Raw genomic sequence first — 23,653 nt, forward strand, 5'->3', positions numbered from 1 at the left:
TCCTTACTGGAATTCAGCCACAACCGTTGCAGATGCATGGAACTCACCTTCCGGAATGACGGAGGTGGTATATTTCGCCACCGGCGCGGCAGTCAGGTTCCAGTCGCCTTCGTTATTGGCAAACCCCGGCACGTTATAGAAGGTATTGGGTGCCACCGGGTTGCCCTGACGATCGCGCAGCGCAATGCCCAGCTCGGAACGATCCGTTGTCCCCTGCGTACTCAGGTATTTACCATCGTCAAACGCAGGATTAGCCTGCTGGATCCCCAATTTGATATTCAGTGCCCCCTGGGCAAAACTGCCGCCCTCGCACTTCACATGAATCGGTACGTTTTTGCTGTAATTGATGCCATTCAGTCGGCTACCGATCCCCGGTATGTTGCCGAAGTCAACGACGATCGGCGTCCCCTGATTGACGATACATTTATCCGGCACGGTGATGACACCGGAAGCGATGGTGATGCGGGAAAGCGGCGTTTGCCCCATTGCGCCCGGCCCCAGGCGACCAAAGAGTTTTGCAATCTCAGATCCTTGCAGGTTCACCCCGTTGATAATCGGTTTGGTGATCATAAAGGTCACTTTCCCCTTTGCACCGGAGGTAAACTGGTTGTCAAGGATCGTGCTGGGCGGGTTACAGTAGTTCTGATTGGCGTCGTTTGAGATGTTATCAAACGGTACTGTTTTATAATCTTGCAGATTCCCGCCGATGTAGATCTCAATTTTAACGTCCATATAGTCATTAAGTTTGAGGTAACCCGGCGTCATTCCGGACTGCGTCAACGTCGCCTGAGACATGTAATACACCGGCTGATCCACCATTGACTGTGTACAGTACGCACGCCCCTGGAACATCCCTGCCAGATTAAACTCGTCAGTAATGGTCGCCCCTGCCTGGTTGGAGGTAATATCATGATTGCTGATATTAATCAGATAGTCATAGGTCCCATTCACCGGTTCAATTTCACCGTCCAGTGCGGACCACGCCGCGCCCGGTAAGCCGAGCGTGCTGAGTGCCAGTAAGACCGGCCATTTGCGGCGGAACAGGCCTGACAGTTTCATTACAAGTACTCCATCTTCAGGCGGACCAGGCTGCTAAAGTCACCCGCGCTCACATGCAACCCCGTGGATTCCAGCGCCGCCATAAAATTCAGTTCACTATCACCAGAGTTCACCAGCCAGGGCGCATGGGTCTGCCCGACATCCAGCGCATTCCCGTTTTTATCGAGCAGGCGCACGCCGGCTCCCTGGGTCGTACCGCTGGTGCGTAATAGCTGGCCGTTATTAAGATCGGATTCACCAACGAACGTCAGTTGCACTGCCTGCTCCCCGGTGCTGTAGGCACGCCAGTCATTCCCGGTGGTTCTGGACGCCAGACTCCCTCGCGACTGCGACGCCCCTTTCAGGCAGTCCTTCAGATACAATTTGAAGCGTACCGGCTCACTGCGATCGCCCGCCTGGCGAAAATTCTGCGCGCTGATCTCGCCCATCTCGACATCCTGAACACGCCCTTGTGTCATCAGCACACAGGGAGAGGCAAACACGGTGCCGTGAAACCGGACAATGCCGCTATCTTCGCTGACATGTTCCTGAGCGCTATGCTGTGGCTGCGCGGGCACATCCGCCCCGCACTGAAACGCCACGCCCATCGCAAGGAGGGCCACCGTGAATAAAGGATTTTGCATTGTCAGGTTCCTCCTGGTTAGCCCTGCTGCGCCGGTGGAAGCGCTTTGCAGGTGTTGCCATCGCAACGAAACTTCAGCTCCGGGTGTCCGCCATAGTCGTTCACGTACATCATGGAAAACTGGCTGACATTTCCGTCCGTTACCGCAAACTGCTGGCTCGATTTGGGCGCGATCATGATCCCGGGGAATTGGGTGATCTTCTGTCCGGCCCCTTTGGACAACCCAAGGATCGTGACGTAGTAAGGCGTTGGATTCTGTACCGTCATCTGGTTGCCGTTTTTCTGGAACACCACCTGGTCCTGCCAGATTTCACTCCGGGTCTTCGGGATCACCGCCGCCGGGCGGTAAAACAGCTTGATGCGCGACTGCATGGCCAGTTGCAGCGTATTCGGTTTATCCGGCTTCGGCGGGATCTCCCGGACATTGAGGTAGAACAGGCTTTCTCTGTCCTGCGGCAGCTTTTCGATCCCGGCGGTTTTGGTGACGCGCGCGATCCCTTTCTGCCCTCCGTTGATTCGCTGTAGCGGCGGTAACACAATCAGCGGCGAGGTAATCTTGTTGCCCTTTTCATCCTCGACCCACGACTGGGCGAGGAAGGGAATATCCGGGCTGGTATTGGACAGATTGGCGCTCGATGAGGCCTCTTTCTCCGTAATAATGACGCGGGTCCGATCCAGAGAGACCCCCGCCTGCGCGTAGCCGCCAATCATGCTCAGCGCCCACGCCGCCATCAGATATCCGCTATGTCTTTTCTTGCTCATTTTTGGCCTTTTATTACAGTGAGATAACTCGTTCTGTCGGGATTAACGACACGGCAGAAGCGTGTTCGCCGATCCGTTGTTTGCGCCTGGCGGGATCGTCACCTGACATTGCTGTTTACCGCCCCACATCACGTTCAGCGTTTCGTTCGCATTGACTCCCGCAAGCCAGGCTTGCCCGTCTTCCAGCACCATCGCGACGCTTACGCCATCGGTGTTGTAAATTTCCGCGCCGAATGGCGGGACGCTGCCATCCGTGAGGCGTAGCGTCCCCATCATCTTCATCCCCTTCGCCATACCGAAGGCCTGATAGCCAATCGCGCCTTCCGTCAGGGTTGTCGTGCTGATGGCTTTTGACGGTTCGATGTCGCTGTCCATCGCATCCACGTCCACGCGGGTGTCAAAACTGTTGTAGCTCACCACATCCGGCACCACGGCAATGCCGTAGCCGTTAGTCCGCGACTTCTTGCCGTTAAGCGGCACGCCGCCAATGCCATTGGTATCCACCATAACGCGCGCCGTGTTGATCGTTGCGCCGCTGTTATGCATCGCGGCACCGTGGCGGGTTGCCGTGAAGCCACCGCGCAGTGTCGTGCTCAGCGCCATATACTGGCTCTGCTGATAGCTGGCATTGGTATTGATTTCCGCCAGTTGCGAACGATGCTGGTAATAACCGTCAACGCTGGCGTTACCGCTCTGGCTGGCACCGGCACGAATACGCCACAAGTTGTTGTAATCACTGTTGTCGGTGTAGGACGCCATCGGACTGGTTTTGCCGTTGTTGGTCTGGATATCCAGACCCGCCCATTTGTTGTCGCCAATCGGCACCGACAGCGAGAAGGAGATCGAATCGTCTTTGCGCCCTTTGTAATCGGTACGGTAAGCGGAAAGGTTGGCGGTGATACCGTTGATGTCGCCAATGCGGAAGGCGCGACCCACCGACATGCCGTAACGATCCTGGCTACGCTTATCCCAGTAGTTCTGGTGCGTCCAGGTCAGGAAGACGGTCGTCGCCTTCCCTGCTTCGCCAGCCCAGAAGGTTTTATTCCCGGTGATGGTATAGAGCTCTTTTTCGCGCCCGATGTGGTCGTATCCCTGATAGCGTTCATCGAGATACTGCGCCATTGTGCGGAAGTCTTCCTGCGAGAAGCGGTAGCCCGCAAAGGTAATGGAGCTGTTGTATTCGTCGAAGGTTTTTGCGTAGCTCAGCTTGTAAGAGGTTCCTTTCAGCCGGTTGCCGTCTGGCTCACGGCTCCACGACTCGGTGGCGTCAATGGAAATAGCGCCAAACGCATAGAGATCGCGCCCGATACCCAACGACGCCGCGGTGTACTCTTCACCTGAAGACTGTAAGCCGCCATACAGCGACCACGCGTTACTGACCCCCCAGGAGAAATCGCCGGAAAGGAACGTTGGGCCCTGCATTTTATGGTTGTAACGGGACGGCGTACCGCCTGAGATGTTGTAACGAACGTAGCCCGGACGCGTGAGATACGGAATATTGGCGGTGTTCACCTGGAAAGTGGAGACCGAGCCGTCCTGTTCTTCGACGCGTACATCGAGCGTACCGCGCACTGAACTGCGCAAATCCTGAATGTTGAACGGCCCGGCGGGTACGGTCGTTTCATAGATGACGCGCCCACTCTGGCTGACGGTCACTTTGGCGTTGGTACGGGCGATACCATGAATTTCAGGGGCATAGCCCTGTAACGCCGGTGGCAGCATCCGCTCATCGCTGGCAAGGTTGACCCCGGTAAAACGCACGGTATCGAAAACCTGCGAATTCAGGTAGATCTCACCCAGCGTCAGTTTCGCCGCCATCATCGGCAAAGGACGGTAGGCGTAGATCTGATTCCAGTCGAAATCGAATTGATGGTTCTGGCTGTAATAGCTGGTCTGATATTCACCGCGCACACGCCAGCCGCCGATGTTCGCGCCTGCCTGGCCATAGCCTGAAACCGCGCTGTAGTTTTCCTGGCCGTTGAACTGGCGGGTGAGTTGCCCGTTGAGGCTGTAGTCAAACAGAAGACCCGCGATCCCTTCATCCCAGCGCTCAGGCGGCGTCCAGTTCGGATCGTTATACTTCATCCACGCCTGCGGCACGGTAATTTCAAGCACGCCGGCATAGTTGCTTAATTTCGCCCCTGGCAGACTTTGCAGGGAATAGCAGTTCTCATAGAGCTGGGTGACCTGCGCGCGGGCCTCATCTTTCAGCGCCAGTTTGTCCAGCAGGTCGCCGCTGATGCACGGCAGCGTGCGCTTGCCTTCAGGAGCCTCGATATAACGAATTTTCTCCTGACCGACCGGCTGACCGTTAATACGGATATCCAACAAATAATCACCTGGGGTGACATAGTTGTCGGTTGCAAAACGCGACAGATCAATCTGCGTGCGCTCCGCTGCATCCAGGACATCGGTATTAAACTCAACGCTCTCCTCGGCACTGGTTGTCGCTGCATAGCAGCTATTCATTACCAGAAGAGCAATCATCGTTATAGGGGTTTTTATTTTTACCGACATGATTTTCATCCCGAATAAATCCGTTAAAAACGTCCTGCTTCCTGCCAGGTTATTGTTATGCTGTTAGTGGTAATCCATAAAAAACTGCGCAACGGCAGTAAACTCGCCCGCTTTTATATATTTTTGAACCGGTACCAGCGATGCGGAAAATTTTAAAACGTTATCGGTCTCGCTCAGTTCATATTCCGGAGAGGGTTGACCCAGCGTTAATATTTCACCCTGACTGTCACGTAGACGAATACCAAAGCCATCGGCGTCACCACTGACTAATAATGTGGTGGGATCGGATGCCGCCGCATTGCCCATAAAAGTGACCGAAGCATAAGGATAAAGTGAACCATCGTTGCCTCGTTTCACCACGGAACATCCTGTCAGGCGTATCAACACTGGCCGCGTAATATTGCCTTCATCATTACGATTAATCAGGCTGGCAGAAACATTACCAAACTCAACCTCTATATCCCGACTGTTCGGGTCAAGGCTGCATGCCGCCTCAATCAGTTCACCGCTCATGGCTAATTTACCCGGCGTGACGGTGGATGCTGAAACCGAAGCCGACCCGACCAGAGCGCAAAAATAGACGGCAATGAGGAGCGTATTGTTTATTTTCACTTTGTCCCTCCCTGGTCTACGGTGGAGAAAGTGCGGGAACACGCCCCGCACTCATCACTTCAGGTCAATTACTGGTACGCAATCTCGAAGTTCACGGTGGACTGGAAGGAACCAGCAGCCACGGTTGCGCTTGCGCTTTCTGCTTTCACATAGGCCACAAACGGAATGGTGTTGGTGCCATTAACCAGCTGGACAGGTGTTGTTGCAGTGCCCCACACCACATCCTGGCTGGCGCTGTCACGCAGGCCGATACCCGCACCAGACGCGGTGCCTGAAGTAAAGGCCGCCAGAGTGGCGTCAGTTGGGTTGGTGCTGGTCGGGGTGTAAGTCACTTCTGCAGTTTGCGCTACCGTGATGTCGCAGTGCTGCAGTTCGATGTTCTGGTGTACGTTTCCGGCGCGAGCACCGTTAGCCAGTGCAGAAACAGGAATCTGACCAAAATCAACGGTCACCGGGCTTGAACCTGGTGCCAGACCACAGGCGGTATTTACCAGTTCACCCTGGAATTCAATCACACCGTTCGTTGTGTCAGCTAAAACAGACATAGAACCCAGAGCGGCGCTGAACGCAACAGCCATAGCAACTTTATTCATTTTCATAACAATTTCCTGTTTGTACCAATATCCTGAGAAATAAAGAGTCATCACGTCGCATTCGTTATTTCGTGCTGCTGTAATCAACTCTTGGTTTTGTTCTGGAAATGTCCTGGTAATAATTAAAAATGCAATAATATTAATTACCACCACTCCTTTGAACTGATGAAAATGCTACCAAATCAAAATTTCCACACAAAGCACTACATTTGCTGTGGGATAGATACGCATTGTTAACTCGCAGGGAAAGGAAAGGTGGATTTATATCTCGCGAAGTGGTGTGATAAATCCGAAATACATGACGGGTTTTTAGAAAGAAAAATTTGAAAAACAATGAGGAGATTAAGATTATTCCCGATAATACCGGAAATAAAATAATGATTCAGTAAATTATTGGAATAGTTAAGGTGAAAATATCAACAGTAGAGCTCAAAGATGTTCCTTCCCGTCGTTTTGACAAACCTGAAGCAAACTTAGCCAGTCGTCGGGTGGATTCCCCTCATCGAGCATTTTCCCGAAAATCTTATAGGCATCGGTCTTGCTGCCGTAGGTGCGCAATGGCCCTTCATCATTCACCCATGCGATGACAATGATCTTACTCTCGAGACTATAACGGAAAAATAAGCGATACCGTCCTCCACCAAACTCCGCTCTCGACCAGTCTGTATAAGCTTTCCCTATACTGTCGCCAGGCCGGTAAACAGAAGCTCGGGGTTCGTGGGTAATGTTGGCAATGGATTTCAATAAATGCGCCAGCACCTTGGTCTCTTTCTTCTTCTGGAAAACAATGGGATCTGGAAACCTGTGCTTAAGGTCTTCAACACGTGCGACCAGCGCGTTGTATTGATCGATAAAACAGGGATGAGCGTAGATCGTCCACCCGTTCAGCCATGTGGGAAAATCCATTTTTCAGTCTTCGTCGCTGATTTCATCATCAAGATTGACGTCGATACCATCAACCAGTTCATAGCCACGGGATAAATCCAGCTTCTTCAGCGTTTGTGGGTTATTCGCCACATCCTGTGATAAGAAGTCCAGGAATGATCGCATCACACCGTCCTCCGTTGCTTCACTGTATTTTGAAAGCAGTACTTCACCCGTGGAAAGCAATGTGTAATGAATACGATCACCACTGCGAAGATGTAAAGCGTCCCTGATCGACGCAGGGATAGTCGTTTGATGTCGTTCCGTCAATTTAGAATCCGCTTCAATGGCAATGTCTTCAGATCGAACATAGGCGAACATATTTATCCCTTTGCGTTACTGTGTACAAATTTTAAACGCATTGTAGGCTCGCCAGAAAAACAATGCAAACGCATTGCAATGTAGTTGCATTGTTAGCAAAGAACTCACGGAGCTGAACGTTACACTCAGAAACTCGCAATGACAAAGGATTCAAAGCCTATAAAGGAGGAAAAGATCAAAACGGGAAGCCGTCTCGCAAATTCGGGCGGAAGGATTATTTCAGACTGACGGCATCAACATGACACTGTACCCGGCATTCACCGCAGCCGGTACAACGCTCGCTGTCCAGCACAGGGATCCCCGTCGCGCCGAGGGTACAGGCCAGTTCGGGGCATGCCTCAACACACTGGTTACACGAGCGCACTGGATTAACGCAGGCAGCGCTGAACGTTGGCCGCAGGCCTGTATCAAAACGCGCCTGTACGCACAGCGCGTCACTCGGGCATGCGGCAATGCACGCCCCACAGCCATCGCAACTGGCATAATCAATAGCCAGTTGCGGGTAGCCGTCTTCGTGACGGGTCAGAATCCCCATCGGGCATGCATCGATACACTGGTTGCATCGGGTACATTGCGCGATGAACTGCGCATCAGGCACGGCTCCCGGTGGCAACGAATGCGCAAGTTGAGGCACCGATACCCCCTCCGGCGCAGTGTGCTTTGCCGCACTGACAAACGCGCGAAACAGCCCACGCCGACTGACGTGCCGATGCGTCATCAGCGCCTGATAATATTTCTCTGACTTGTTCATCCGAAGTACAGCCGTTTCACCGCAGGTTGTAGCGCGCGTTGCTGCTCCATCTCCTGCAGATAACACGCCGTTACGGCGGCAAGACGCGCATAGAACGGGCTCACCGCGCTGTCCTGCACGCGTTCCAGATAGCGATATCCCCACGGCAGCAGATGCACTGCGAATAATTGATTTACCGCCGCGTCTTTACCGGCCTCCAGCAGCGCACTACTGGCTAACAGCATCAGGCCAAACTGATCTTCGGGTTCGCTCTGGCGCGAGTCAAATGCCATTCCCTGCGACTGTAAAAACGCGCGGTATTCCGCGGTGGTATCGCCCATCAGCAGATTATCGAGCTCCAGCCAGACGGAACCCCATGGCGGCGCGGGCATATCCCCTTGCCCTTCGAACAGCACGGAAAATTGCCACGCCAGTTCTTCATCATCCGGCAGCGGCCAGTCAGCACACAGCCTGGCAATCTGCACCGGATCGCGCCACGGATACAGATCGGGCATCATGGGCAGACTGTCGAACAGCGCTTTCACCTCCGGTCGTCCGGGAGAGTAATAAAACAGTGCACCGAGGATCCTCGGTAATACAGCATCGGGGGTCATCTCTGGCTCCTCCTGAAAACAGAGCGGCCGAAGCCGCTCACAGGTTACATCGGTAACGTCCACAGATTGTAGAACGCAATCCTGCCCACTAGCTCAGCCACGATGACGACCACGGCGGTCATCGCCAGAACCGTGACACTGGACTTCAACCGCGCCCAGGTCACCACCCCAACAATGCCTAGCGCCAGCAGCGCCGCTTGTGCGGTAAACCAACTGGTTTGCGCCGCCGTTAACGCGTCGTCCGCACTCATCAGCGTCGACACATACCCCGGTCGCAGGCAGAAACTTACGAGTATCGCCAGTACGCTCATCAACAGGCCCAGACGCAGCCCGAACAGCCCGGCCAGAATGCCGCCGCCAATCAGCGGCGTCAGCACCATCATCACCGTCGTATAGGAGGTGCGCCAGGTAACCACCGTCGGCAACTGGTAGATTTGCGGGATCGCCAGAATAAAGACCACGCCCACCACCGCTGCCAGCCATACCAGCGCTTTACACAGCGCAGTCGCGCCACGGTTAAGCAGCAGACCGAGAGAACCCAGCCCGCCAAGCGTGGCAAACACTGCCGACAGTACAATTTCGTTGCTCATCGGCGAATGACCCACGCGCAGCAGCATATTCAGCGCACGCAGCGGTTGTCCGACGTGGATTACCCCCAGCAGCACCCCAACCCCAAACAGACACATGACACAGAACAGGCCGATAGCCATCCGTCGCGCCTCGATCTGCCCCAGGGTGCCGCCAATCAGCAGCAGAATAAATGCCCCCACTGCGCTTTGGGTAAAGACGGTAAAAAAGACCAGCGGTAACTCATGCATGGCGCACCTCCCCCATGTTCATAATGGCCCCTTCCTTATCGCCCGTAGGTTTGGCCTTCGGATGCGGCTTAATGATGAGGTTAGGATGGGTAAACGACGCGGCGGGTAGTGGCGCAATTTCGTTCTCGCTACCGTATTTCGCGCGCAGTTCATCGATTGGGCCGAAATCCAGCGCTCGCTGTGGGCAAGAATCCACACAGATGGGGCGCAGATTCTGCTCCAGTCGGTCGAGACAGCCGTCGCATTTGCGCATGACTTTGGCCTTAGCATCAAACTGCGGCGCGCCATACGGGCAGCGCATCTCGCAATAGCGGCAGCCCACGCAGATACTGTCATCGACCAGCACCAGACCGTCTTCTTCACGCTTGTGCATCGCGCCAGTCGGGCAGCCTGATACGCAGACTGGCTCATCACAGTGGTTACAGGCGATAGAGAGGTAGTAGGTAAAGGTGTCATTGTGCCAGCTTTCTCCTTCTTTCACCCAGCTTCCGCCGCCGTATTCATAGACCCGGCGGAATTTCGGGCCGACGTCCAGATCTTTATTATCCTTACAGCTGACCTGGCAGGTTTTACAGCCTGAGCAGCGCGAGGAGTCAACATAAAAGCCATACTGTTTCATTGCGGATCACTCCTTAAGCGCGTTTGATTTCAACCAGGTTGGTATGCTGCGGGTTCCCTTTCGCCAACGGCGACGGCAGATGACTGGTCAGGGTATTGATGCACCCGCCAACGTCCACACCGTTGCTATCCAGACGGGTCCACGCCCCCTGTGGCATCGCCACCACACCCGGCAGAATCCGCTGGGTCACCTTGCAGGGAATCGCCACCACGCCGCGATCGTTGAACACATGCACCAGATCGCCAGAATTCAACTGGCGTGCGCTGGCATCTATTGGGTTGATCCACACTTCATCCGGTACCGCTTCATGCAGCATCAACACGTTGGTATAGGTTGAGTGGGTATGGCCTTTGGTGTGAAAACCGCTTAACTGCAGCGGATACTTCGCGGTCAGCGCTTTGTTCAGATGCGACTCTGTCACCGCGCAGAACTCCGGTACCGCCGGGATGCGATCGCCTTCCGGCAGCGTCCACGCTTTCGCGAGATCGGCCAGCGCCTGCGAGTAGATCTCAATCTTGCCGGATGGCGTGGTCAGCGGATTGGCCACGGCATCGGCACGGAAATCAGCAAACGCCAGGCTCTGTTTGTCGGTTGCGATGCGCTGGTCAACGACCCCCATCTCTTTCGCCACCGACCATTCCGGCAGGTACGGACGTTTCTCGCGGATCTGCTGATAGTGCATTTCTGCCCACTGCGCCTGTGTCCGCCCTTCGGTGTACTGCTCACGCAGCCCCAGATGCCCGGCGATATCAGCACAAATATCGTAGGTGCTACGTACTTCCCACATCGGCGTGACCGTTTTCTGCAAGGCGATCATGTAGTTGTGAGACCCCGTGGCATAGGAGCTGTCCACCAGATCTTCCGCTTCGAGATAGCTGGTTTCCGGCAGCAGGAGATCGGCGTACTTCGCGCTCGGCGTCATGTGGTTTTCAATGACGATAATGGTTTCGCACAAACTTTCATCCGCGAGAATTTTGCGCGTGCGGTTGGTTTCACCGTGCTGATTCAGCAGCGTGTTACCGGCCTGGTTGAAGAACAGCTTGATGCCGGTTTTCAGTTTATCCGCCCCCTTCACCCCCATCGTGGTGGCCGTCATCATTTCCGGGCGTTGAATCGCATCCGTCCACAGATAGCACGGAATGGAGGTCTTGATCGGGTTGGTCAAAATCGGTAACAGCGGTACGCCATACGGGGTGCCATAAGGCCAGTTACCGTTATTGGTGCCCGGCAGGCCAAAGTGGCCCGTCAGTGCGGGTAACGTCTGAATGGCGCGCACGGTTTGCTCGCCGTTAGCGTGACGCTGCGGCCCCCAGCCCTGACAAATGTAACAGGCACGAGCCGAAGCGATTTCGCGCGCCAGTTGGCGAATGCGCGTCGCCGGAAGCCCCGTGATCTCCGCCGCCCATTCCGGCGTTTTAGCGATACCGTCATCACCTTTACCAATCACGTAGTCTTTATAGCTGGCATTCGGCGCAGCGCCTTCAGGCAGCGTGCTGCTGTCATAGCCCACGCAGTACTTATTCACCTCGGCTTCATTGATCAACTGTTCGGTAATCAACGTATGGGCGATACCAGCCACCAACGCGGCATCGGTCGTCGGGCGAATCGGCAGCCACTCGGCATGCTCGGTAACTACCGAGTCGGTATAACGCGGATCGATAATAATCACCCGCGCTTTCGAGGCTTCCAGCGCACGACGTAACTCTTCCACCTGTCCGCCGCCAGACATGCGCGTTTCAGACAAATTCAGACCAAACAGCACCACCAGATCGGAATGCGCAATTTGCGTAAAGTGACTTCCGACATACACGCCGTGAGTATAGGGCGTTGCGGTGGCAATTTGCGCCGTGGAATAGGTGTTATGATAATTTAAATAGCCGCCGGTAAGATTTAGCAGACGTTTCCAGGCAGGCGTGCCCTGGGTATGATAATAAGCGCCCGACTGATAATTATAATAAATTGCCTCACGGCCATATTTTTCCGTCACGCGTTTTAATTCTGCAGCGATAAATGCTGTCGCTTCATCCCAGGAAATACGTTTGAATTTCCCTTCGCCACGTTTACCTACGCGTTTCATCGGATATTTAATCCGGTCCGGACTATATACCCGCCAGCGACTGGAACGACCGCGCAAACACGGACGAATCTGATGTTCGCCAAATACCGCGTCGTCTTTTGCATCCTCCGGTTCAATACGCACGATGCGGTCATCTTTAACGATCACTTTCAGCGGGCAACGGCTGCCACAGTTGACCAGGCAGGCACTGTGGCGAACGGTTTCGCCATTGCCGCCTTGCGCAGGAGCGTCGGTCGTTTCAGCCTGCGCGGTGGTAGAGAAAGGCAACGTAATCGCGTTACTGAGTGCAACAGCGGCACCTATTTTTGCGGTGCCTGTCACCGCATCCCGTCGGGACAGCGTTGTGTTTAGCCACTTTTTTATTTCCATCTTTTTTTCTCACATTGCATCCATAGTTATTATTAATAAGTAATCATATAGGGCTAAACACGGCTGATGGTTGATTATGATCAAACGCGCTTTTATGGAAAAATAAAGTGGTAAAACCATGACACTCATATCATTTTTCATCTGATAAAAAGCAGTGATTTAACTGAAGATGACATTTTTGTAAACATATAAGAGATAAAAACAGAACAACAGCATAACCATTGTATAGTTAATTATATTGCGCTTATATATTCCGTCAGGCAAGCGCAATAAAATTCTTATTTTTGGAACGTATGCCAAAAAGAGTATTCCTGGTCAAAATGAATATTCCTGGCGTTCAGGAACATATTACTTTTTATGCTAATTTAGCAATAATATGATTTTTTGTTATACAAAAAGAAGAAAGCCTTCTGCGTGAACTGAGTTCTTACCGTAAACGGGCTATACTGTTTCATCATCCCCATAGCCAGACTGAATCATGATCGTATCCGGACGCCATCCCTCTCTGCGCCTGTCGCTGGCAGGACTCCTGACGCTGACACTGTTTGGGATCGGCTATACCCTGCATCTGCACTGGGGAGCATTTATTCAGTGGTGTCTGGCGACGCAAATCACCCTGCATCGCTATCTGGTGATGAATCTGCTGCAGTTGAATAATCATCAGTACAGCGGCGGTTTCTGGTTACTGACGGGGGCGTTTCTGTACGGCGTACTGCATGCCATCGGACCGGGACACGGAAAGTTCATCGTGACGACCTATCTGAGTACCAATAAGGAAAGCCTGCTGGCTGCGCGGGTCGTGCCTTTTATTGGCAGTCTGATGCAAGGAGTCAGTGCGATCCTGTTTGTGTTTATCCTCGCGATTGGCTTTAACCTGGCAGCCGGCGATTTGAGCACCAGCCGATGGTACGTTGAAAAAATCAGCGCTGCGCTGATCGCCGGATTCGGCGCGTTTCTCATTTATCAGGCACTTAAATCCATACGCCCGATAACCTTCACCCGATTGACTCCCTTGCATAGCCATGACGAGAAGTGCGGCTGCGGACATCACGGCGTCGGGCAGACGCTGGTGGACGGTAACTGGAAAACCCGGCTGGGGGTGATTCTCGCCATCGGTGCCCGACCATGCAGCGGGGCAATCATGATCCTGCTGTTTTCCAATGCTCTCGGTATCGTCACCTGGGGCATTGCAGCGGTGATGACCATGTCCTTTGGCACTGCGCTGTCGATCATGGGACTGTCTCTGGCGGTACGTTATGCCCGAAATCAGACACTCTCATGGTTCGGTACAGGACATCCCGCTCTGAAATGGCTTGCGCCTGCAGCGAAAATAGTCGGCGGTGTGGTGCTGATCCTGTTTGCCACAATTCTGTTCTTAACGGTGATCCCGATTAGCGCCAACGGCGATTATATTGCCGCAGGTTGCTGACCCGACCTGCGTAATAATGATCCGATAATGGGGCACCTGCCCCAGTGAATTTCCCTGCCACCTTTGAATTACGCGTCCCAATAGGGATAATATCCACACGAACTGTGAACCCGGGACCACCATGAGACACTCCCTGCCTTGTCGCAAGCTACGTGAACGGCCGATGAAACTCGGTACGACGGTGATACTGATGGTCAGCGCCGTGTTGTTTTCTGTCTTGCTTGTCGTCCATCTGTTCTACTTCTCACAAATCAGCCACATGACGCGTGATGCGCTGGCAGACAAAGCGCTGGCCGTTGCCCGGACGCTGGCAGACTCGCCGGAGATCCGTGCGGGGTTGATGAAAAAACCCGAGGATAGCGGGATTCAGGCGATTGCCGAAGCGGTGCGCAAGCGAAACGATATGCTGTTCATTGTTGTCACCGACATGAAAAGCCTGCGTTATTCTCATCCGGAAGCCCAACGCATCGGGCAACCATTTAAGGGCGACGATATTTTGCTGGCGCTGGATGGCAAAGAGAATATCGCCATCAACCGGGGCTTTCTTGCCCAGGCGCTGCGCGTTTTCACCCCCATTTATGACGACAATCACCACCAGATTGGGGTGGTGGCAATCGGCCTGGAACTGAGTCGGGTGACCGAACAGATTAACGACAGTCGCGGCAGCATCCTCTGGTCCGTACTTTTTGGCGTGCTGGTTGGCCTGCTGGGAACATGGGTGCTGGTGAAAGTGCTCAAACGCATCCTGTTTGGCCTGGAACCGTATGAAATTTCTACCCTGTTTGAACAGCGCCAGGCGATGCTGCAATCAATCAAAGAGGGGGTCATCGCCGTTGACGACAAAGGCGAAGTGACGTTAATCAACGAGGCCGCCCAGGAGTTGCTGGATTACCGTAAGTCACAGGATGACCCCCAGTTTTCCACGCTCAGCCATGCATGGTCGCAGGTGGTGGATCTCAGCGAAGTGCTGCGCGACGGTACGTCGCACCGCGACGAAGAGATCAACATCAAAGATCGGTTGCTGCTCATTAATACCGTCCCGGTTCGCAGCGACGGCAAGATTATTGGCGCGATCTCCACCTTCAGGGACAAAACGGAAGTTCGCCAGTTGATGCAGCGACTGGATGGCATGGTGAACTATGCCGACTCACTCCGTGAACGATCCCACGAATTCATGAATAAATTACATGTGATTCTGGGATTGTTACATCTGAAGAGTTATAAGCAGCTTGAAGACTATATTATTAAGACGGCAAACAACTATCAGGAAGAGATCGGCTCACTGTTAGGCAAAATTAGATCGCCGGTCATTGCTGGCTTTTTACTTAGTAAGATTAATCGCACATCCGATTCAGGGCACAAACTGGTGATTAGCCATGACAGCCAGGTACCGGACAGCGGCAATGAAGATCAAATTGCGGTATTGATTACCGCGCTCGGAAATCTGATTGAAAACGCGATCGACGCGTTAGCACAGCAGTCAGGAGGTGAGATCAGCGTCTCCTTATACTATCGCAATGGTTGGCTACATTGTGAAGTCAGTGACGATGGTCCCGGCATTGAACCGCACCGCCTTGACGCTATTTTTGATAAAGGCGTCTCGTCTAAAGGAACTGAACGCGGCGTTGGTTTAGCGCTTGTTAAACAACAAGTTGAAAGTCTTGGTGGCAATATTTTTGTGGAATCCGAACCTGGCGTTTTCACACAATTTTTTGTACAAATACCCTGGGATGGGGAGAGGGCCAGCACATGATCAATGTCTTTATTATCGATGACGACGCCATGGTCGCGGAGTTAAACCGCCGCTATGTCGCACAGATCCCCGGTTTTCAGTGCTGCGGAACCGCCTCAACGCTGGAAAAAGCCAAAGAGGTTATTTTTAATAGCGATGTTCAGATTGACCTGATTCTGCTGGATATTTACATGCAGAAAGAGAACGGGCTGGACCTGTTACCGCTTCTGCATGCCGCTGGCTGCAAAAGCGATGTCATTGTCATCTCTTCTGCCGCCGATGCCATGACGATCAAGGATTCGTTGCACTACGGCGTTGTAGATTACTTAATCAAGCCGTTTCAGGCCTCACGCTTTGAGGAAGCCCTCACCAGCTGGCTGCAAAAGAAAAGGGACATGGATAAGCACCAGTATTATGAGCAGTCAGAGCTGGACCAACTGATTCACGGCAATGCGTCCAGTGAGCAGGACACCCGCCGCCTGCCGAAAGGGTTGACGCCGCAGACGCTGCGCACGCTGTGTCAGTGGATCGATGCACATCAAGATTATGAGTTTTCAACCGATGAACTGGCAAATGCGGTGAATATCTCTCGCGTCTCCTGCCGCAAATATCTTATCTGGCTGGTCAACTGTCATATTCTGGTTACCAGCATCCATTATGGCGTTACGGGCAGGCCGGTTTACCGTTACCGTATTCAGGCAGAACATTATTCTTTACTTAAGCAATATTGTCAGTAGAAGATAAATCTTAACCTTGCATTATTTCGTTATATATTGGTAACAATTATTACAATAATGAAAAAATAAAAAGGTTAAGGTTACTTCCTGCAAATTCAGAAATTGTGCCAGATCAAATATAATTGCATCACTCCACATTTTTCAATGCGTTATTATTATCCGACACGCCATTGTTTTTAATTTCAAAAACGCTAACAAAAGTTAATAAAGTATTATCCCCTGCGCAGAGTGTGTATTTTTAATCACAAAGGAGTAGTCTGGAAATAACCGGACGGATTAACAAAAACGATAAACGGTAGCAACGGAGCTCATGCTACATCTTAAGGATAAGCACACTCTGTGAGCAGATGATATGTTCATGTTTTTCATAAAGATACAAAAAGTAGCCCGAACCTGCCTCTGCTCTTCTTTTTCAACACTGCCCATCGCCAGAGAGTCGTGCTCTCTGAAAACAGCCTGAAAAAAACGATAAGAGTTTTCCTGTCCTTAGGAATAACATTATTCGATGTTTAAAAACTAATCGCACTTTCAGACGAAACGAATATTAGCCAGGCTCTGCGCCCATTACACAAAAAACAGAACATGGCTGTGATCCATTTATCAAAATTGACTGGTTTTATCGCGAGGGTAAATAAATGCTATTTAGTATACAACTTCTCATAATATTAATATGTTTGTTTTATGGTGCCAGAAAGGGCGGTATCGCGCTGGGTTTGTTAGGCGGTATCGGCCTGGTCATTCTGGTGTTCGTTTTCCACCTCCAGCCGGGTAAACCACCGGTTGACGTCATGCTGGTGATCATCGCCGTGGTCGCGGCCTCAGCAACGCTACAGGCCTCAGGCGGTCTGGATGTGATGTTGCAGATCGCAGAGAAACTGCTGCGCCGCAACCCGAAATATGTCTCTATCGTTGCCCCGTTTGTGACCTGTACCCTGACTATCCTGTGCGGGACCGGCCACGTGGTCTACACGATTTTGCCCATCATTTACGACGTGGCGATTAAAAATAACATCCGCCCGGAACGTCCGATGGCCGCCAGCTCCATCGGCGCACAAATGGGGATCATTGCAAGTCCGGTATCGGTGGCGGTGGTTTCTCTGGTTGCCATGCTGGGTAATGTGACGTTTGAAGGCAAACACCTCGAATTCCTCGACCTGCTGGCGATCACTATCCCGTCCACGCTGATTGGTATTCTGGCTATCGGTATTTTCAGCTGGTTCCGTGGTAAAGATCTGGATAAAGATGAAGACTTCCAGAAATTCATCTCCGTACCGGAAAACCATCACTACGTGTATGGCGATACCGCTACGCTGCTGGACAAAAAACTGCCGAAAAGCAACTGGCTGGCGATGTGGATCTTCCTTGCCGCCATTGCTGTCGTCGCTATCCTGGGTGCCTTCTCTGAACTTCGCCCTTCATTCGGTGGCAAAGCGCTGTCGATGGTGCTGGTTATCCAGATGTTCATGCTGCTGACCGGCGCGTTGATTATTATTCTGACCAAAACCAATCCCGCTTCAATCTCTAAAAACGAAGTCTTCCGTTCAGGTATGATCGCGATTGTGGCGGTGTACGGTATCGCCTGGATGGCGGAAACCATGTTCGGCGCGCACATGACAGAAATCGAAGGTGTGCTGGGTAACATGGTGAAAGAGTATCCGTGGGCCTATGCGATTGTTCTGCTGCTGGTGTCTAAATTCGTTAACTCTCAGGCAGCGGCGCTGGCGGCTATCGTTCCGGTCGCGCTGGCGATTGGCGTTGACCCGGCCTACATCGTGGCGTCTGCCCCGGCGTGCTACGGCTACTACATTCTGCCGACCTATCCAAGCGATCTGGCCGCCATTCAGTTCGACCGTTCAGGTACCACCCGCATTGGTCGCTTCGTCATCAACCACAGCTTTATTCTCCCGGGTTTGATTGGCGTGAGCGTCTCCTGCGTCTTTGGCTGGATCTTTGCTGCCATGTACGGATTCCTGTAAAGGTCTCCCGCGTGCCGTCCGTCACCGGGCGGCACGTCACTTATGATATTAAAAGAAATCAATAGGCTGGAAGCACATGTCAAATAAAGCGTTCTTCTATCAGGCACCTTTCCCGATGGGGAAAGACGAAACAGAGTACTACCTGCTCACTTCCGATTATGTCAGCGTGAGTGAGTTTGAAGGTGAGTCCATACTGAAGGTTGAGCCGCAAGCCCTGACGCTGCTGGCGCAACAAGCCTTTCACGATGCCTCCTTCATGCTCCGCCCCGAACATCAGCAACAAGTCGCCTCCATTCTTCATGACCCCGAAGCCAGCGAAAACGATAAATACGTTGCCCTGCAATTCCTGAGAAACTCTGAAATCGCCGCCAAAGGCATTCTGCCGACCTGTCAGGATACCGGCACGGCCATTATCATGGGGAAAAAAGGCCAGCGTGTCTGGACTGGTGGCGGTGATGAAGCGGCGCTGTCAAAAGGGGTGTACAACACCTATATCGAAGACAATCTGCGCTATTCGCAAAACGCCGCGCTGGATATGTACAAAGAGGTGAATACCGGTACCAACCTGCCGGCACAGATCGACCTCTACACCGTCGATGGTGATGAGTATAAATTCCTGTGCGTAGCGAAAGGCGGCGGTTCCGCCAACAAAACTTACCTGTACCAGGAAACCAAAGCGCTGCTCACCCCGGGCAAGCTGAAAAACTTCCTCGTTGAGAAAATGCGGACTCTGGGAACAGCAGCCTGCCCGCCGTACCATATCGCCTTTGTGATTGGCGGCACTTCTGCAGAAAGCACGCTAAAAACCGTGAAGCTCGCCAGCACGCATTACTACGATGCGCTGCCGACCGAAGGCAACGAGCACGGTCAGGCGTTCCGTGATACACAACTGGAACAGGAACTGCTGGAAGAGGCACAAAAACTCGGTCTTGGCGCGCAGTTTGGCGGTAAATATTTCGCCCACGATATCCGCGTGATCCGCCTGCCGCGTCACGGTGCCTCCTGTCCGGTCGGCATGGGCGTTTCCTGCTCGGCGGATCGTAACATCAAAGCCAAAATCAACCGCGAAGGGATTTGGATCGAAAAACTGGAGCACAACCCAGGTCAGTACATCCCGGAAGCGTTGCGTCAGGCCGGTGAAGGCGAAGTGGTGAAAGTTGACCTCAACCGCCCGATGAAAGAGATCCTGGCACAGCTTTCACAGTACCCGGTTTCCACCCGTCTGTCGCTGACCGGAACCATTATCGTCGGTCGTGATATTGCGCATGCGAAGCTGAAAGAACGTATCGACTCTGGCGAAGGGTTGCCGCAGTACATTAAAGATCACCCGATCTACTACGCCGGTCCGGCAAAAACACCGGCGGGCTATCCTTCAGGCTCATTAGGACCGACCACCGCAGGCCGCATGGACTCCTATGTTGATCTCCTGCAATCGCACGGCGGCAGCATGATCATGCTGGCAAAAGGCAATCGCAGCCAACAGGTGACCGATGCCTGCCATAAACACGGCGGCTTCTATCTGGGCAGCATTGGCGGCCCGGCAGCGGTTCTGGCGCAGCAGAGTATCAAGCATCTGGAATGCGTTGAGTATCCGGAACTGGGTATGGAAGCGATCTGGAAAATTGAAGTGGAAGATTTCCCGGCGTTCATCCTGGTCGATGACAAAGGCAACGATTTCTTCCAGCAGATAGTGAACAAGCAGTGCGCTAACTGCACGAAATAACCTCTTCGGCCCGGCACCGGACTGCTCTCAACGTTTGAAGGCAGTCCGGTGATCCCCCCGGGCCACCTTTTCCCGTCATGGCTGGCATTGAATTTTCGACCACTTCGGTGAATAGTAGCCTTTTCCATCACTTGCGAAATCACCATGATCCGCACATTAAACCCCACCCTGCTGAATATCGGCGCACTGATCCTGACGCTTATCCTGATCTACACTGGCTTCTCGGCAGGTGAGAAAACCACCTGGCTGATGGAAGTTACGCCGGTCATTATTGTGATACCGCTGCTGCTGACAACCGCAAAGCGCTACCCGCTCACTCCTCTGCTTTATACCCTGATTTTTTTCCACGCCATCATCCTGATGGTGGGCGGTATGTACACCTATGCCAAAGTCCCTGTGGGCTTTGAAGTGCAGGAGTGGCTGGGCTTAAGCCGAAATCCGTATGATAAGCTCGGCCATTTCTTCCAGGGCCTGGTTCCGGCACTGGTGGCGCGCGAAATTCTGCTACGCACAAAGAGTGTTCGCAGCGGGAAGATGCTGGCATTTCTGGTTTGCTGCGTGGCGCTGGCGATCAGTGCCACCTATGAGTTAATTGAATGGTGGGCCGCGCTGGCGATGGGACAGGGCGCGGACGATTTCCTTGGCACGCAGGGCGACCCGTGGGATACCCAGTCAGACATGTTCTGCGCGTTGCTGGGTTCATTGACTACGGTAACGTTGCTGGCGGGAGTGCATAGCCGTCAGTTGCAGCGCTATGGATTAACGCCCCCCGACGCATAACGTATTTATCTGCCGGAGGCATACACAGGCTCCGGCGATATCACTATCAGCTCAAAAAATAATTCAGCTGTCGATAAACCATCGCCAAAAACGGCTGGCAAATCACTTTAATCCATTGTTTATAAACAATTATTGATGAATCCCCGTCGTTTCGCGCCCTCTTTACACCTTTTTTAGTCAGGATAATACTTGCCCGCATCACAGATTCCTCCACAACCGGGTAAGAGATGATGAAAGTATTAATTGTTGAAAGTGAATTTCTGCATCAGGACACCTGGGTTGGCAAGGCCGTGGAACGTCTGGCAGACGCCTTAAGTCGGCAAAATGTTACCGTCATTAAGTCCACGTCTTTCGACGACGGCTACGCCATCCTGTCGGCAAACGAAGCCATTGATTGCCTGATGTTCAGCTATCAAATGGAACAGCCTGATGAACATCAAAATGTCAGAGAACTGATCGGTAAGCTTCATGAGCGCCAGCAAAATGTGCCGGTCTTTCTGTTAGGTGACAGAGAGAAAGCCACCGCCTCGCTGGACCGCGATATGCTGGAGCTTGTCGATGAGTTCGCCTGGATCCTCGAAGACACCGCTGACTTTATCGCGGGGCGCGCGGTCGCCGCCATGACCCGTTATCGTCAGCAACTGCTGCCACCGCTGTTTAGTGCGCTGATGAAATATAGCGATATCCACGAATACTCCTGGGCTGCACCGGGCCACCAGGGCGGCGTTGGTTTTACCAAAACGCCTGCCGGCCGCTTCTATCATGATTATTACGGCGAAAACCTGTTCCGCAGCGACATGGGGATTGAACGTGCTTCGCTGGGTTCTCTGCTCGATCACACCGGGGCCTTTGGCGAAAGCGAAAAATATGCTGCACGGGTCTTTGGCGCAGACCGTTCCTGGTCCGTCGTGGTCGGGACATCCGGCTCCAACCGTACCATTATGCAGGCCTGTATGACCGATAACGATGTGGTGGTGCTGGACCGTAACTGCCATAAATCGATTGAACAGGGGTTGATCCTGACCGGGGCGAAACCGGTGTATATGGTGCCCAGCCGTAACCGCTACGGCATCATTGGCCCTATCTACCCACAGGAAATGCAGCCGGAAACCTTACAGAAAAAAATCAGCGAAAGCCCGCTGACCAAAGAGAAGACAGGACAAAAACCGTCTTATAGCGTGGTGACCAACTGTACCTACGATGGTGTCTGCTATAACGCGAAATCCGCACAGGCGTTACTGGCGCAAACTACCGACCGCATTCACTTCGACGAAGCCTGGTACGGCTACGCCCGCTTTAACCCGATTTACGCCGACCACTATGCGATGCGCGGTGAACCGGGCGATCACAGTGGTCCTACCGTTTTTGCCACCCACTCTACGCACAAACTGCTGAACGCCCTCTCTCAGGCGTCTTACATCCATGTGCGTGAAGGTCGCGGCGCGGTGAATTTTTCCCGCTTCAATCAGGCGTACATGATGCATGCCACCACCTCGCCGTTGTATGCCATCTGCGCATCCAACGATGTGGCGGTGTCCATGATGGACGGCAACAGCGGCCTGTCGCTGACTCAGGAAGTGATCGACGAAGCCATCGACTTCCGCCAGGCCATGGCGCGTCTGTATAAAGAGTTCAGCGCCGACGGCGACTGGTTCTTCAAGCCGTGGAACAAAGAAGTGGTCACCGATCCGCAGACCGGGAAAACATTCGATTTTGCTGACGCACCGGCGAAACTGCTGGCAACAGACCAGAACTGCTGGGTGATGCGTCCGGGCGAATCCTGGCACGGCTTTAAAGACTTACCCGATAACTGGAGCATGCTTGACCCGATCAAGGTCAGCATTCTCGCACCGGGGATGGGTGACGACGGCGAACTGGAAGAGACGGGGGTGCCTGCCGCGCTGGTCACCGCCTGGCTTGGACGTCACGGAATCGTGCCAACCCGCACCACCGATTTCCAGATCATGTTCCTGTTCTCAATGGGCATCACCCGTGGGAAATGGGGAACCCTGATCAACACCCTGTGCTCATTTAAACATCACTACGATGCCAACACCCCACTGGCGCAGGTCATGCCGGAACTGGTCGACGAACACCCTGAAACCTACGCCAATATGGGCATTCACGACCTGGGCGATCGGATGTTCGCCTGGCTGCGGGAAAACAACCCAGGCGCGAAACTCAACGCCGCCTATTCCGGCCTGCCGGTTGCCGCAATGACGCCGCGTGAAGCCTATAACGCTATCGTTAACGACAACATCGAAATGGTGGCCATTGATAAACTGCCGGGTCGCATTGCAGCAAACTCGGTGATCCCTTATCCGCCGGGAATTCCGATGCTGCTTTCCGGCGAGAACTTCGGTGATGAAAACAGTCCGCAGGTGGGCTATCTCCGCGCCCTGCAATCCTGGGATCACCACTTCCCTGGTTTCGAACATGAAACCGAAGGCACTGAAATCATTGATGGCGTCTATCACGTAATGTGCGTGAAAGCGTAAATCAATTCCGACGACTGCGTCATGACATGGCCACCCTGACGCAGCCTGGTTTAGGCCGTAGGGTTATGACGAGCGTTTCCTGAGTATTGCTGAGAAAAACTACCATTGTCATACCTTTTTGCGCGGGTGCTCCCCGCGCTT

General features: G+C 53.1%; 20 protein-coding genes. 7 read left to right on the forward strand and 13 right to left on the reverse strand.

The genetic code is table 11. The annotated features are described in order from the left end of the window. Window positions 1–3: 3 nt before the first annotated feature. From HVZ37_RS20120 to HVZ37_RS20180, 13 genes are all read right to left on the reverse strand, one after another. Window positions 4–1,059 carry a fimbrial protein gene (locus tag HVZ37_RS20120; RefSeq protein WP_044257299.1) on the reverse strand — a complete coding sequence of 352 codons (1,056 nt, stop codon included), beginning with the start codon at window positions 1,057–1,059 and terminating at the stop codon, window positions 4–6. Beyond that, the gene (locus HVZ37_RS20125) at window positions 1,059–1,682 is read right to left on the reverse strand and encodes a fimbrial protein (protein ID WP_142765432.1); all 624 of its coding nucleotides are present in this window, start codon (window positions 1,680–1,682) and stop codon (window positions 1,059–1,061) included. Before HVZ37_RS20125 ends, HVZ37_RS20120 begins: the two co-directional genes overlap by 1 nt. 17 nt (window positions 1,683–1,699) lie before the next feature. Then, the gene (locus HVZ37_RS20130; protein ID WP_044264050.1) at window positions 1,700–2,443 is read right to left on the reverse strand and encodes a molecular chaperone; all 744 of its coding nucleotides are present in this window, start codon (window positions 2,441–2,443) and stop codon (window positions 1,700–1,702) included. 42 nt (window positions 2,444–2,485) lie between these two features. Then, window positions 2,486–4,930 (reverse strand): fimbria/pilus outer membrane usher protein, encoded by a 2,445-nt coding sequence (locus HVZ37_RS20135; protein WP_224267598.1) that lies wholly within the window; start codon window positions 4,928–4,930, stop codon window positions 2,486–2,488. A 93-nt stretch (window positions 4,931–5,023) separates the two neighbouring features. Then, window positions 5,024–5,572, reverse strand: a complete 549-nt coding sequence (locus tag HVZ37_RS20140) for a fimbrial protein (RefSeq protein WP_042999111.1) — start codon at window positions 5,570–5,572, stop codon at window positions 5,024–5,026. Window positions 5,573–5,640: 68 nt separating this feature from the next. Further along, window positions 5,641–6,171: a fimbrial protein gene (locus tag HVZ37_RS20145; protein WP_042999110.1), complete on the reverse strand. Its 531-nt coding sequence runs from the start codon at window positions 6,169–6,171 to the stop codon at window positions 5,641–5,643. A gap of 423 nt (window positions 6,172–6,594) precedes the next feature. Continuing rightward, on the reverse strand, window positions 6,595–7,071 hold the full coding sequence (locus tag HVZ37_RS20150; RefSeq protein ID WP_181627920.1) for a type II toxin-antitoxin system YhaV family toxin: 477 nt from the start codon (window positions 7,069–7,071) through the stop codon (window positions 6,595–6,597). A gap of 3 nt (window positions 7,072–7,074) precedes the next feature. After that, complete coding sequence (locus HVZ37_RS20155; protein ID WP_042999108.1) at window positions 7,075–7,410, reverse strand: type II toxin-antitoxin system PrlF family antitoxin; 336 nt, start codon at window positions 7,408–7,410, stop codon at window positions 7,075–7,077. A gap of 214 nt (window positions 7,411–7,624) precedes the next feature. Then, complete coding sequence (gene napF / locus HVZ37_RS20160) at window positions 7,625–8,161, reverse strand: ferredoxin-type protein NapF (protein ID WP_042999107.1); 537 nt, start codon at window positions 8,159–8,161, stop codon at window positions 7,625–7,627. Continuing rightward, entirely contained in the window at window positions 8,158–8,754 is a 597-nt protein-coding gene (locus HVZ37_RS20165) for a molecular chaperone (RefSeq protein WP_181627921.1), read from the reverse strand. The genes napF and HVZ37_RS20165 overlap by 4 nt, the downstream gene beginning before the upstream one ends. A gap of 44 nt (window positions 8,755–8,798) precedes the next feature. Further along, a complete protein-coding gene (locus HVZ37_RS20170) occupies window positions 8,799–9,572 on the reverse strand; it encodes a DmsC/YnfH family molybdoenzyme membrane anchor subunit (protein WP_054176703.1) in 774 nt (257 codons plus the stop codon). Further along, a complete protein-coding gene (locus tag HVZ37_RS20175) occupies window positions 9,565–10,191 on the reverse strand; it encodes a DMSO/selenate family reductase complex B subunit (RefSeq protein WP_042999104.1) in 627 nt (208 codons plus the stop codon). The genes HVZ37_RS20170 and HVZ37_RS20175 overlap by 8 nt, the downstream gene beginning before the upstream one ends. Before the next feature lie 13 nt (window positions 10,192–10,204). Continuing rightward, entirely contained in the window at window positions 10,205–12,637 is a 2,433-nt protein-coding gene (locus HVZ37_RS20180) for a DMSO/selenate family reductase complex A subunit (RefSeq protein ID WP_181627922.1), read from the reverse strand. A gap of 478 nt (window positions 12,638–13,115) precedes the next feature. Here HVZ37_RS20180 and HVZ37_RS20185 point away from each other — a divergent pair, with 478 nt between their 5' ends. From HVZ37_RS20185 to adiA, 7 genes are all read left to right on the forward strand, one after another. Continuing rightward, window positions 13,116–14,066, forward strand: a complete 951-nt coding sequence (locus HVZ37_RS20185; protein WP_181627923.1) for a nickel/cobalt transporter — start codon at window positions 13,116–13,118, stop codon at window positions 14,064–14,066. 121 nt (window positions 14,067–14,187) lie between these two features. Continuing rightward, window positions 14,188–15,819: a sensor histidine kinase gene (locus tag HVZ37_RS20190; protein WP_044264069.1), complete on the forward strand. Its 1,632-nt coding sequence runs from the start codon at window positions 14,188–14,190 to the stop codon at window positions 15,817–15,819. Continuing rightward, entirely contained in the window at window positions 15,816–16,535 is a 720-nt protein-coding gene (dcuR, locus tag HVZ37_RS20195; RefSeq protein WP_042999101.1) for a two-component system response regulator DcuR, read from the forward strand. Before HVZ37_RS20190 ends, dcuR begins: the two co-directional genes overlap by 4 nt. 635 nt (window positions 16,536–17,170) lie before the next feature. Further along, a complete protein-coding gene (gene dcuB / locus HVZ37_RS20200) occupies window positions 17,171–18,511 on the forward strand; it encodes an anaerobic C4-dicarboxylate transporter DcuB (RefSeq protein ID WP_042999100.1) in 1,341 nt (446 codons plus the stop codon). A 76-nt stretch (window positions 18,512–18,587) separates the two neighbouring features. Then, a complete protein-coding gene (gene fumB / locus HVZ37_RS20205; RefSeq protein WP_042999099.1) occupies window positions 18,588–20,234 on the forward strand; it encodes a class I fumarate hydratase in 1,647 nt (548 codons plus the stop codon). 144 nt (window positions 20,235–20,378) lie between these two features. Next, entirely contained in the window at window positions 20,379–21,014 is a 636-nt protein-coding gene (locus HVZ37_RS20210) for a DUF2238 domain-containing protein (protein ID WP_042999098.1), read from the forward strand. A gap of 230 nt (window positions 21,015–21,244) precedes the next feature. Further along, on the forward strand, window positions 21,245–23,512 hold the full coding sequence (adiA, locus tag HVZ37_RS20215) for an arginine decarboxylase (protein ID WP_104446885.1): 2,268 nt from the start codon (window positions 21,245–21,247) through the stop codon (window positions 23,510–23,512). The last annotated feature ends 141 nt before the right edge of the window (window positions 23,513–23,653 follow it).

The sequence above is a fragment of the Citrobacter sp. RHB35-C17 genome, assembly GCF_013816795.1.
Lineage (GTDB): Bacteria > Pseudomonadota > Gammaproteobacteria > Enterobacterales > Enterobacteriaceae > Citrobacter_A > Citrobacter_A amalonaticus.

Coding starts and splice junctions, on each gene's coding strand:
- HVZ37_RS20120 (WP_044257299.1), bottom strand. CDS start 1,059: ATGAAACTGTCAGGCCTGTTCCGCCGCAAATGGCCGGTCTTACTGGCA.
- HVZ37_RS20125 (WP_142765432.1), bottom strand. CDS start 1,682: ATGCAAAATCCTTTATTCACGGTGGCCCTCCTTGCGATGGGCGTGGCG.
- HVZ37_RS20130 (WP_044264050.1), bottom strand. CDS start 2,443: ATGAGCAAGAAAAGACATAGCGGATATCTGATGGCGGCGTGGGCGCTG.
- HVZ37_RS20135 (WP_224267598.1), bottom strand. CDS start 4,930: ATGATTGCTCTTCTGGTAATGAATAGCTGCTATGCAGCGACAACCAGT.
- HVZ37_RS20145 (WP_042999110.1), bottom strand. CDS start 6,171: ATGAAAATGAATAAAGTTGCTATGGCTGTTGCGTTCAGCGCCGCTCTG.
- HVZ37_RS20150 (WP_181627920.1), bottom strand. CDS start 7,071: ATGGATTTTCCCACATGGCTGAACGGGTGGACGATCTACGCTCATCCC.
- HVZ37_RS20155 (WP_042999108.1), bottom strand. CDS start 7,410: ATGTTCGCCTATGTTCGATCTGAAGACATTGCCATTGAAGCGGATTCT.
- napF (WP_042999107.1), bottom strand. CDS start 8,161: ATGAACAAGTCAGAGAAATATTATCAGGCGCTGATGACGCATCGGCAC.
- HVZ37_RS20165 (WP_181627921.1), bottom strand. CDS start 8,754: ATGACCCCCGATGCTGTATTACCGAGGATCCTCGGTGCACTGTTTTAT.
- HVZ37_RS20170 (WP_054176703.1), bottom strand. CDS start 9,572: ATGCATGAGTTACCGCTGGTCTTTTTTACCGTCTTTACCCAAAGCGCA.
- HVZ37_RS20175 (WP_042999104.1), bottom strand. CDS start 10,191: ATGAAACAGTATGGCTTTTATGTTGACTCCTCGCGCTGCTCAGGCTGT.
- HVZ37_RS20180 (WP_181627922.1), bottom strand. CDS start 12,637: ATGGAAATAAAAAAGTGGCTAAACACAACGCTGTCCCGACGGGATGCG.
- HVZ37_RS20185 (WP_181627923.1), top strand. CDS start 13,116: ATGATCGTATCCGGACGCCATCCCTCTCTGCGCCTGTCGCTGGCAGGA.
- HVZ37_RS20190 (WP_044264069.1), top strand. CDS start 14,188: ATGAGACACTCCCTGCCTTGTCGCAAGCTACGTGAACGGCCGATGAAA.
- dcuR (WP_042999101.1), top strand. CDS start 15,816: ATGATCAATGTCTTTATTATCGATGACGACGCCATGGTCGCGGAGTTA.
- dcuB (WP_042999100.1), top strand. CDS start 17,171: ATGCTATTTAGTATACAACTTCTCATAATATTAATATGTTTGTTTTAT.
- fumB (WP_042999099.1), top strand. CDS start 18,588: ATGTCAAATAAAGCGTTCTTCTATCAGGCACCTTTCCCGATGGGGAAA.
- HVZ37_RS20210 (WP_042999098.1), top strand. CDS start 20,379: ATGATCCGCACATTAAACCCCACCCTGCTGAATATCGGCGCACTGATC.
- adiA (WP_104446885.1), top strand. CDS start 21,245: ATGAAAGTATTAATTGTTGAAAGTGAATTTCTGCATCAGGACACCTGG.